Origin of the sequence: Gemmata sp. (genome assembly GCF_051859125.1) — a bacterium.
GTDB lineage: Bacteria > Planctomycetota > Planctomycetia > Gemmatales > Gemmataceae > Gemmata.
Window position 1 is genome coordinate 1 of the sequence record NZ_JBHYGG010000117.1, and the last position, 11,087, is coordinate 11,087.

General features: G+C 73.3%; 5 protein-coding genes. 2 read left to right on the forward strand and 3 right to left on the reverse strand.

Translation table 11 applies throughout. The annotated features are described in order from the left end of the window. Window positions 1-645: 645 nt before the first annotated feature. Entirely contained in the window at window positions 646-1,671 is a 1,026-nt protein-coding gene (locus tag ACTIGN_RS12875; protein WP_439624389.1) for an NAD-dependent epimerase/dehydratase family protein, read from the reverse strand. Window positions 1,672-1,810: 139 nt separating this feature from the next. On the opposite strand from ACTIGN_RS12875, the gene ACTIGN_RS12880 reads away from it, so the two are divergent. Continuing rightward, window positions 1,811-2,728: a WD40 repeat domain-containing protein gene (locus tag ACTIGN_RS12880; RefSeq protein ID WP_439624391.1), complete on the forward strand. Its 918-nt coding sequence runs from the start codon at window positions 1,811-1,813 to the stop codon at window positions 2,726-2,728. A 78-nt stretch (window positions 2,729-2,806) separates the two neighbouring features. After that, entirely contained in the window at window positions 2,807-3,700 is an 894-nt protein-coding gene (locus ACTIGN_RS12885; protein ID WP_439624393.1) for a WD40 repeat domain-containing protein, read from the forward strand. Window positions 3,701-3,858: 158 nt separating this feature from the next. Here the strand turns inward: ACTIGN_RS12885 and ACTIGN_RS12890 are convergent, their stop codons facing one another. Continuing rightward, window positions 3,859-9,804: a hypothetical protein gene (locus ACTIGN_RS12890; protein WP_439624395.1), complete on the reverse strand. Its 5,946-nt coding sequence runs from the start codon at window positions 9,802-9,804 to the stop codon at window positions 3,859-3,861. 123 nt (window positions 9,805-9,927) lie between these two features. Next, window positions 9,928-10,386 carry a hypothetical protein gene (locus ACTIGN_RS12895; protein WP_439624397.1) on the reverse strand — a complete coding sequence of 153 codons (459 nt, stop codon included), beginning with the start codon at window positions 10,384-10,386 and terminating at the stop codon, window positions 9,928-9,930. Window positions 10,387-11,087: the final 701 nt, after the last annotated feature.

An 11,087-nucleotide genomic window follows, 5' to 3' on the forward strand; every position in this document is an offset into this window, starting at 1 on the left:
CCCCCCAACACACCCCCCCGCCCGGGTTGGGGGGGGTGTGGGGGGCCGGGGGGGCGGGGTGGGGGGGGGGCGGGGGCACCGCGATCCCGGTCCACCAACCACGCGAATCTGACCGGATCGCAGTCCACCAACCACGCAAACCTGACCGGACTCGGTCGGGCCTTCACCCCCTCACCCGCCGCGAAGCGCGGCGACCTCTCCCCCGAGATCGGGGCATCGGAGCCAATGCGGAACGCGGAGTGCGGAACGCGGAATGAAGACCGGGTCTTGGGTTCCGCACTCCGCGTTCCGCACTCCGCACTTGCTGAGCCCCGTTCCGACGGGGAGAGGTCGCGACGAGTCTTCGAGTCGCGGGTGAGGGGCTCCACCTGAACCGCGCACCAACTGCGATGTCTCACCCCGCCACCTCCCCACTCCGCAGAAGCCGTTCAGGACGGAATGATTGCCCGGGGGTGAACAATTGCTCCCGTCGGTTGCGGAGTCTACCGGGTCGTTCGCGAGGCTCCCCCCCTCGTTGGCGAAGAGTCGGGGCTCGTTTGCGAGGAGTTCGGTGCTCGTGCGAGGAGTTCGGGGCTCGTGCGAGGAGTTCGCCTCGTTTGCGGAGACCCCTCCCCCGAACCCGCCGCAACCGTTTCACGCCCCGCCTCACCCCCCGTACCGCTTCCGCACGCTGGGCATCAGGTACTCGTGGAACGCCGACGCGAACGTGTACTTCGGGGCGTGGCCCCAGTCGCGGCGGGCGGTCGAGTCGTCCACGTCGGCCGGCCACGAGTCCACGATCGCCTGCCGCTTGGTGTCCACCGTCGTGCCGAGCGCCGCCCTCGGGAACGCGGCCCGCACCTCGGCCTCGAACTCGGCGGCGCTCGGGGCGAACGCGCCGACGTTGTACACGGTGCGGGTGAGCTTCTCGCGGGGGGCCGACATGAGCCGCAGGATCGCCTCGACCGCGTCGGGCATCGCCATGAACGGGATGCGGGTGTCGGGCCGCACGAAGCAGGCGTAGGGGGTGCCCTGCGCCGCGGCGTGGATCATCTCCGGGGCGTAGTCGCTGGTGCCGCCGCTCGGGACCGTCTCGGCCGAGATGAGCCCCGGGAACCGCAGGCACCGGAAGTCGACCTTGCCGCTCAGGTTCTCGGCCGCGAGCTGCTTGTAGTGCCGCGTGTAGTACCGGCCGAGGTGCTCGCAGTACAGCTTGTTCGCGCCGTACATCGTCGTCGGGAAGTTGAAGTCGTCCTCCTTCACCCGCCCCGCCGCGGCCTTGGTGGGCGCGTCGGGGAGCCCGAACGCGGCGATGCTCGACGGGTAGAAGAACACCACCGGCCGGCCGTGGCTCTCGCCCTGCTTCTGTGCGAACTCCAGCAGGTTCAGCGTGCCCTCGACGTTCACCTTGTGGGCCAGCGCCGGGCTGAACTCGCTGCGGGTCGAGAGCAGCGCCGCGAGGTGGTACACGCGGTCCACCTCGTACTCGGCGATGACCCGTTCGAGGAGCTGCGTGTCGAGGATCGACCCGGTGAACTGCTGGCGGACCCGGGCGGCGAGCTGCGGCTGGAGCGGGTTCAGGTCGAGGGTGACGACCTGCCGGGCCGCGGTGCCGGTGGTGAGCCGCGCGATCAGCTCGTGGCCGATCTCGCCGGACGCCCCGGTGATGAGTACGGACGGGTTGCGTGACACGGCGGCTCCGGGTGCGGGTGCGGGAAAGAGGCAGCATAACGGCGGCCCCGCCCGCGGCAAGGACCGCGAACACGGCCCGCTCGCACCGCGGCGCACCGGCAGTACAATGCGGAACCGGGTGAAGTGGAGGGGCCGAGCGATGCGCGTGCTTCCGGGCCGGGTGAAGGCGAACCAGCACCTCGCGTTCAGCCCCGACGGGGGACACCTCGTGTGCGGCGGCAACGGCCGCGGCGTCGCCATCTGGGATGTCGCATCATCGAACCCGCCGATCACTGCTCTGACCCAGTCGCACGGCCCGCTCGCACCGCACTTCGATGCGGGCACGGGCCGGTTGTTCGTCGCGTTCCATTCCGGCGGCGTGTGGACCCGCACGCCCGACGGCGTCGAGACCGATCTGGCGTTTCCCGACGGCTGGCCGAGCCAGATCGGCGGCATCGCCTTCGCCCCGGACGGCGCGTCGGTGGTCTTCTCGCACTACCAGCCCTTCACGGATTTGGTCGGAACGTTCAAGTTGTCGCGACACGCCCTCGCCGGCGACCGCGTGCGCAAGCGGCTCTGGCAGATCAACGAGGAGTACGTCTGGGACGGGCCGTTCGCGTACCGCCGCGACGCGGGTCTGCTGATCGGGCACCGGTCGAGCGCGCGGCAATTCGTGACCCGCAACCCCGCGGATGGCGCGAGCGTTGCGAGCCACCCGTACCCGACCCGCCCGGACGAAACCATCGCCGGGTGGGCACTGTCGCCCGACGGCGAGCGGGTCGCGTTCACGTCGCGGAGCCGGGTGCGGGTGCTGGACCTCGCGACCGGTGCGGAAGTCGAGTTGCCCGTCGAGGAGGGCTCGGTGGGCCGCTCGCTGACGTTCCACCCGGGCGGGCAGTTCCTCGCGGTGGCGTCCGGCGACGGCGTCAAGTTGCTCGACGCGAACACGCTCGCCGAGGTGCGGGCGCTGGCGTGGGGCAACGGCCGCGTGCGGACGGTCGCGTTCGCCCCGGACGGCGCGACCGCCGCCACCGCCGGCGAGCGCGGCTGGGTGACGCTGTGGGACGTGGACGTGTGAAATGCGGAGTACGGAACGCGGAGTGCGGATTTGAAACCCGCCCTGTCCGCCGCGACCCGAAGGGAGCGCGCGAAGCCCATGCGAGTGATCGAAGCCTTCGAAGAAGCCGTGTTGAAGCTGGCGGTGTCGCCCGACGGCCGGTTCCTGGCCGCGGCCACGTCGAGAGAGTTGGCCGTGTGCGACTGGGTGAGCGGGCGGGTGCTGCACCGCCACGCGGCCGAATCGGACACCGGCCGGCTCTTCGTCCCCGAGATGGGCCAAGTCGCCTTCGGCCCCGACTCGTCGTGGGTCGCGCGCCTCTATCAGCGAGCCGGCGGAAGTCTCATCGACTCTCGAGTCGGCCGCGTCGTTCACGCACTCCCCGGCTCCTTTTCGGGCGGCGTCGCGGTGTCGCCCGACGGCAAGACGCTCGCCGCGACGCGGTCCGGGCGCGTCGCTCAGGTGAAGCTCGAATGCTGGGAACTCCCTGGGCTGCGGCCGAAGACCGGGTTCGACTTCTGGTCCCCGTTCACGAAACTCGCGTTCAGTCCCAACGGCGAGTTCATCGCCGGGATCGGCACCAATCTGTTCGAACTGCGCGTCGCGGTCAGTGGTGGGTTGAACGGACAGCGGCGCGTCCGCTACGTGGGCGACGGGTTCTTCGGCTTCTCGCGCGACAGCCAGACGGTCGTGTTCGGCTGGGAGTCCGCCCTCCACGTCATGGACACCCGCAACGGGAACGTCACGCGCCAGGTGACGTACCTCGAACTGGAGATGCTACGTGACCTCGCGTTCCTGGGCACGGGGCGGCACTTCGCGACGGTGGACGGCACGCCGGTGGTGCGGGTGTGGTCGGCGGACTCGTGGGCGATCGAGCGGGAGTACGACTGGGGCTGCGGCGGGCTGACGAGCGTGACCGCCAGCGCCGACGGCCTCGCCGGCGTCTGCGGCACCCGCACGGGGAAGGTCGTCGTGTTCGACGTGGACGAGTAAGGTCACGCCCCGTGGATCGGTGTCCGGTCCGAGCCCGAGCGCCGAGCGAGGGTTGGACGTGAACCCTCGCTCGGCGCTCGGGCTCGGACCAACCACTTGGTTGAGGGTTCACGCGCACCCCCTCGCTGGCGCTCAGGGTTCGCCCGGTTTCCCGCCCCTCACTTCACGAGCGGGAACATGCGCTGCCAGCCGGCCCAGAGCCGGGCGGCGACGGTGCCGGCGTCGGCGGCGAGCTTCTTCACGACTCGCCGGTACGCACGGGCCGCGCCGGCCGGGTACGCCTTCGGGCCGACCGCGGCGGCCGCCTTCAGGTGGTCCTTCGCCTCGGCCAGCGCCGCCGCCTTCCCGCCGGGGCCGGCCCGCGCCACCATCATCACCGCCTCGGCCATCGCCAGCACCAGCCGCGTGCCGTCCGGGATGGTGACGCTGTCGACGCGGGCCGCGTGCGCCGCCGCCTCGTCGGTCTGGCCGGCCAGCGCCAGGTCGAGCGCGAGCCACGCGCGGAAGTCGGCCAGCACGTCGTCCGGGCCGCCGAGCTTCACGGCCGCGCGGCACACCTCGGCGGCCTTGTCGTCCTTGTCGAGCCCCCGGTACGCGATCGCGAGCGGCCGCAGCATCCACGCCTCGACGCCGTCGCGGTCCCGCCACTCGGCGAGCCACGCGGCGGCGTGCGCCAGGCTCCCGGTCGCGACCAGCGCGGCCCCGGCCCGCGCCCACGTCGCCACGTGGGACCGCAGCGCCTCGCTGTACTTCGTGACGGCCCCCTGGACCGGCTTGCCCGCGTCGGCCAGCGCCCACACGTAGGCGACGGCGACCTCGCGGCCGGCAGCGGGGTTGGCCGCGAGCAACTCGGGGAGCCGGTCCGACACGGCGTCCTGCGACCCGGCGGCCACGGCCCGCTCGGCCCACAGGCCGGCGAGGTCGGGCGTCCCCTCGGCGGCGAACGCGAGGTCCTGCAACTCGGGCGTCAGCTTCGCGCCCCACCCCTCGGCGTCGAACGCCAGGACCGCCTCGCGGAGCAGCCCCCGCGACGCCTCTTCGTCCTGGGCCAGCGCCCGGAACCGGGCCAGCGCCTGCTCGAAGTCGCCCTGCCGGCACAGCACCTGGACCCCGCGGAGCTTCACGAGCGGGCCGTCGGAGTGCTCGGTGACCGCGGTGAGCGTGCGGGCCGCGCCGGCCGCGTCGCCGGTCGCCAGTTGTTCGGTGATGAGGTTCAGCCCGGCCGCCTCGAACGTCGGGTCGATCTCGAACGCCCGCTGGAAGTCGGCCAGCGCGCCGCGGCGGTCGGCGGTCCCGCGGCGGGCCTCCCCGCGGTACACGTAGGCCACCGGGTTGGTCGGCTCCAGCTTGACGTACTGCTCGCACGCCTCGAGGCACTCGCGGGGCCGGTTCGCGGTGTCGTACCACGTCGCGAGCTGCCGCCACCCGAGCACGAACGTCGGGTTCTCGGTCACGAGCTGCCGCATCAGGCTGATGGCCCGGGCGCGGTCCCCGCGGCGGTTCTCGATCCACGCGGCCCGGCCCCGGAGTTCGAGCGGGAGCGGGTCGAGGTCGGGCGGCTTGCACGCGGCCAGCGCCTCGTCGAACCGGCCCACGAGCGCGAGCTGCTCGGCCTTGCTGTCGTGCCCCGGCATGAACTTGGGGTACGCCTTGATGCACGCGTCGGCGGCCCGGACCCGCTCGCCCGGCTCGGCCGCCCGACCGTCCTCGGAGTCGATCCAGAACACCGGCACCCACGGGTGGAACGGGCCGCCGCCCTGCCAGGCGTCGCGCATCACCCGCTCGGCCCGCTCGCCCCACCCGGCCGAGCGCAGTTCGGTGAGGGCCGACTGCACCGGGTACGGCGACTGCCCGGCCCCCTCGCACACCTCGGCGAACGACCGGAGCGCGGCCTCGGCGTCCTCCGTCCGCACCGCGAGCTGGATCTGCTTGACCGCGACCTCGGGGACCGCCGCGTGCTCCTGCAACACGGCCAGCACCTTGCGGGCGTCGTTGACCTCGTCGTCGGCGAGGCACGCGTCGAACAGGATGGCCGCGGCCGGCGAGTAGTTGGCGCTCACCTTGAGCGCCTCGCGGAGGTCGGCCTTGCCCCCGTCGCGGTCCCCGGTCTGGAGCTTGGCCTCGCCCCGCATGCTAAGCGACACCGGGTGCCCGGGCTGGAGCCGCACGAGTTCCGACGCGGCCTCGAGGTAGCTCTCGGTGCGGCCGGTCTCGTTGTACCACTCGGCGAGCTGGTGCCAGCCCCACAGGTAGTTCGGGTCCACGGCGACGAGCGCCTGCATGGGCGGGATCGCGGCCGCGTAGTTCCCGCGGCGGGCCTCGACCCACGCGACCCGGCCCTGGAGGATGAACGGCAGCTCGGCCATGAGTTCCGGGGGCTGCGCGGCGGCCAGCGCGGCGTCGTACCGGCCCATGTCGGCGAGCCGCTCGGCCTTCAGGTCGTGCGCCTCGACGTTCTTCGGGTCCAGCGCCGTCGCCCGGTCGAGGGCCGCGAGCACCTCGTCGTTGTACCGCGGGTGGTGGAGCATCCGGGCCAGCCGCAGCCACACGCGGGGGTCGCCGGCCCGGTCGCGGGTGAGCTCGCGGACCAGTTCGACCGGCTCGTCGGGCGCCTCCAGCCGGTCCGACCAGTGCTGGATCACGTGCCACGCCCAGTCGTACCCGGGCTCGTGGCGCACGGCCGCCTTCGCCCGCTCGAGCGCCTCCCGGGACCGGCCCGCGTCCCAGAGCCGCTCGGCGAGGAACCCGTGCGCGAACGGGTCGAGCGGGGACTTGAGCGCGGCCCGCTCCATGACCGCGATCGCCTCGTCCTGCTCGCCCGCGTCGTCGAGCGCGTCGGCCAGCTCGCGGGCCGCGACGGACCACCCCGGGGCGACCGCCACGGCCTGCCGCAGCGCGTCCACGCGGGCCTCGGCGTTGCCCATCGCCTGGAGCACCTGCGACAGGTCGAGCCACAGCTTCGCCAGCAGCGGGAACCGGCCGGCCGCCTCGCGGGCCAGCGAGTGGGCCTCTTCGAGCCGCATCAGCCCGGCCATCTGCTGGACCACGACCGACCACGCCTGCCACAGGTCGGGCCGCTCGTCGAGGACCTCTTCGAGCGTGGTGAGGAGTTCGGAGTGGTCGTCCGGGTCGGTGTACACCTGCCGGGCCTGGTCCACGAACGCGACGAGCCCCTCGCCGGTGTGCGGCTGGGCGCGGAGCTGCTCGGCGAGGAAGTCGAGGGCGGCCCGCTTCTCGGTGCGGCCGCGGCTCAGTTGGACCAGCTCGGTAACCATCGGCTCCTGGTCCACGTTCGCGGCCAGCGCCGCCCGGATCGACCGCAGCGCCTCGTCGGTCTTGTCGGCCCGCTTCTGCACCTGGGCCGAGACGGCGTGCAGCCACGGGTGCCCGGGCTCGAGCGCCGCGGCCCGGTCGAGCTGGGCGAACGCCTCGTCGAACCGCTTCCGCTCGGCGAGCACCAGCGCCCGCTGCCGCAGCGCCCAGGCGTCGTCGCCGCAGTCGGCCAGCATCCCGAGGATGGCGCGGTCGGCGTCGGCGTCCGGGTCGCCCGAGAGGAACTCGGCCCGGAGCTTGAGCAGCGGGTAGTGGTGCGGGAACTTCTGGCACGCCTGGGCGAGGTGCGTCCGGGCGGCGGCGCGGCCGTCGGTCGACGCGAGCAGTGCCGTGAGGGTGCGGTGCGTGTCGGCCGCGAGCGGGTCGAGCTTCGCCACTTCGAGGAAGTGCGCCCCGGCCGAGGCGACGTCCGGCTTGATGCGGCTCACGCGGGCCGCGGCCTTGTGCCACGCCGCGAGGGGCACCAGGGGCCGGGCGGCGGCGAGGTCGGCGTCGGCCTCCGGGTGCCGGCCGGCGGCCGCGTGGCACTCGGCCCGGAACAGGAGCAGGTCGCCCAGCGCGGCGTCCTCGGGCCGCGGGGGCGCGGGGTCGGCCGGCTTCGCGGCCGCGAGCTTGGTGATCGCCTGGTCGAGCGCGGCGGCGGCCTGCTCGGGCTCGTCGCGGTCCATGAGCGCGTGGAACAGCGCCCGGGTCGCGGCCGGGGCCGGCACCGCGGCACGGCCGGCCTTCTGCTGGAACAGCCGCAGCACCTCGGGCACCTGCTCGGTGGCGCGGGCCGCGCGGAAGTACGCCTCAGCGAACTGGTCCTCGCGGTCGTCGAGCGTCGCGGCGAACCGGTACAACTCGGTCGCGTCGTCGAACCGCCGGTGCTCCCACCACTGGGTCGCCAGCAGGAAGTACCCCGCGGCCGCCGTGGGCCGGTTCCGCACCGAGCGCCGCAGCAGCCACGACGCCTCGGCCTGCCGGGCGGGCAGCGGGAGGATCGCCTGGGCGAGCGATTGCATGAGGAGCGGGTCGGCGGTCAGCGACGCGGTCTCGGCCTCGAGGAGCGCGACCCGCTCGGGGGTGCGGTTCAGTTCGCGCAGGACCGTGGCCTTCGACATCACCCACGTCGCCTCGTGCGGGTGCGCCGCGAGCAGCGCGTCGTACGCGGCCATGAGCTTGACCGGGTGCGCGTCGTACCGGGCCAGCGCGAGGTCCGCGAGCGTCGCGAACCGGGTGCCGGGGAACTTCTCCGTCAGCGCCGCGTGTGCGGCCGCGGCCGCGGCCCGGTCGTGGCCCAGCAGCGGCCTCTGGACCGCGTACAGCGCGTCGCGCTCCTCGCCTTCGGGGAAGGCGACGCCGGCGAGCTTGTCGGCGTGCTCGGGCGGCACGAGGGCCAGGCACCGCGGGCCGAACGCGCCGAACCGCTCCAGGAGCGTGGCGACGGGCGCTTCCGCGGGCCGGCGGTCCTGGCCGTCGGCCATGAACAGGCTGCCGCGGACCGCGTCGGCCCCGACGCACACCCGGGACTGCGAGAACCCGGCCTCGACCAGCGTGAGCACGAACGGCACCCCGCGGCCGATCAGGGCGGCCACGGGCTCGACGGCGAGCGTGAACTCGCGGCACGCCCACCCGGCCCGCTCGGCGCGGTCCCGCTCGGCCGCGTCGGGGAGCCCGTCGAGCGGCGGCGGGGCCTCGGGGCCGGGGTTCGGCAGCGGGTGCTTCCAGAACCGGGCGAGCACCTCGGCGACCCCCGGCTGCGGCGCGCCGCTCGCGTCGAGGGGGAGCATGGTCCGGGCAGTGGGGAGTGGAGAGTGAACAGGGGACAGTGAAGACTCGTCGGAAGGCGGCGGCAGTTCCGGGCGCCCCTCGCCCGGCCCGTCCGGTGCGTTCCGCTGCCCACGCTCCACTCCCCACTTCTCGACCGAAGTCGCGAACCGGTCGTAGAACGGGTCCCTCACCTCGCGGGCGTGGGCGGCGGCGGTCCCGAACTCGCCGAGGAAGTAGGCGGTGTCGGCGCGGCGGGCGGCGAGCCACTTGGCGGCCTCGGCGTCCAGCAGCGGGGAGAACGCGGCGTACCGGTCGAGGGTGCGGCGGGCGTCGGCGTGGTGCCCCATCTCGTTCTGCACCGCCGCGAGCTGCGCCGACACGAGGCCGCTCTCCAGCTTCGCCTCGGCCTCGGTGAGCACGTCGAGCGCCTCGCGGTCCCGGCCCAGGCGCACCAGGACGTGCGCGACGGACTGCACGCCGGGGCGGAACAGGGGCTGGATCTCCAGGGACCGGCGCGCGGCGGCCAGCGCGTCGTCGAGCCGGTCGGCCAGTTCGTACACGCTCGACCGCTCGATGCACGGCCACGGGCGGTCCGGGGCAACCGTGTTGGCCCGGTTGAGCCACCGCTCGGCCCGGTCGAAGTCGCGGAGCCGGGCGGCGGTGAACGCGGTCAGCGCGAGCCAGTCGGCGTGCAGTTCCGGGGACGCCTCGGACCAGTCCGGGTTCTTCCGCATGAACTCCCAGGTGGCGAGCGGGCCGAACCGCTCCATGCGGAACCGGGCGTGGTAGTAGATCGCCTCGGGGTGCGACGGGGTGCTGCGGTACGCGAGCAGGTGCATCCGGCGGCCGAGGGCCGCGGCCCCGAGCTGGATCGCGAGGCGGCCCCCGATGAGCCGGGCCGGGGTGCCGGCCCACGCCCGCATCGGCCCGAGCGCGGCCGCGACGGCGTGGGCGGTGCGGTACAGCCCCTGCGAGTACAGGTCGCGGATCCGGGTCAGGTCGGCGGGTGCGAGGTCCATGCGGGGGTCCGGCGGCGGTCGTGTCGTGAGGGGGCGAGGGGCGAGGGGCGAGCGGCGAGTCGTGGTGGGGAAGACGGTGCGGATCGCTTCTTCCACCGACTCACCACGCGCCACTCGCCGCCCTCACCCCTTCTCCTCGGGATCGGGCGGCGGTGCCGGTACGGGGGTCGCGTCGGCCAGCGGGCCGACCTGGCCGAGGATGTTGCTGAGCTGCCCGAGCCGCATCCCGAACCGGTCGAGGAACTCGCCGAGCGCGAACTCGTTCTCGAGGTCGTCGGCGTCGGGCGCGGTCACCCGCTCGGTCAGCTCGCGGAGCAGGCTCAGGTACGCCCGCTCCAGCACCGGGGCGGCCTGCTTGCACGCCGGGCCGATGTTCGGGAACTCCTCCGCCCACCGGGCCAGGAAGTTCCGCCACCGGGTGCCGCTGTCGTGCTGCGCGACCATCGTCTTGAGCAGGTTGTTCTGTTGCTGCTGGAGGCCGATCAACTGGCGGAGCAACTGCGGCACCACCCCGACCTGTGGCGGCTGCGCCTCGGGCAGCGGGACCACGGGCGGGGGCGTCACGTACAGCGGAGCGTTCATTGGCGTGTGCGTCGTGCGGGGTCGGTCGGGACCGGTCCCGTGATTATACAGCCGCCGGCGAGTCGCGTGAAAGCGCCGACCCGCGAACTTCCGGGGGCGAGAGCGGCGTGCGTGGGGTGCCCACCAAATAGAGCGAGCCGCCCGGGGGGGACCGGGCGGCTCGTTCGGGGGGAAGAAAACGTGTTCTTGGCCGGTTACTTGGGGGAATCCGGCCTGGCCGCGGGTGGTTGGGGGAACTCCGTTGGCCCGTTATGTCGTTGGCTCTGGGGGAACCGTTGCGACGAGAGAGGTTAAAGCAGTCGGCGCGCCAAACGCCCGGCCGGCCGCACTGTCAGTTCCCAAGCTGTTTTTGCAGAAGCGCTTGCGCTCCGAAAGATTTTCTGCCGGCTTCGGCGTCGGGCTCCGACCGTGTAATTTCGTTTCACCCATTTGCAAGAACTACTCGGTAAAGCTTACCCCGCGGCGGTTCTTACCAAGCGACGCGGCCGGTCGTGGGTAGGTCACTCGCTCCGCGAGTGACACCATCCGGGCGTCGCGGCACACCGGGAGCCCTCACTTGCGCCGCGGCGCGACTCGCGGAGCGAGTCGCCTACCATGAACCGGACGCATCAAACGAAGCGGCCGGCCCATTTGGGCCGGCCGCGAGTAGTCCGAGTTACGGGTCCGAGCCCGAGCGCCGAGCGAGGGGTCACATTGACCCC

What these genes read in the sequence shown, in the direction of transcription:
- ACTIGN_RS12880 (WP_439624391.1), top strand. Translation starts at nt 1,811, where the DNA reads ATGCGCGTGCTTCCGGGCCGGGTGAAGGCGAACCAGCACCTCGCGTTC.
- ACTIGN_RS12885 (WP_439624393.1), top strand. Translation starts at nt 2,807, where the DNA reads ATGCGAGTGATCGAAGCCTTCGAAGAAGCCGTGTTGAAGCTGGCGGTG.
- ACTIGN_RS12890 (WP_439624395.1), bottom strand. Translation starts at nt 9,804, where the DNA reads ATGGACCTCGCACCCGCCGACCTGACCCGGATCCGCGACCTGTACTCG.
- ACTIGN_RS12895 (WP_439624397.1), bottom strand. Translation starts at nt 10,386, where the DNA reads ATGAACGCTCCGCTGTACGTGACGCCCCCGCCCGTGGTCCCGCTGCCC.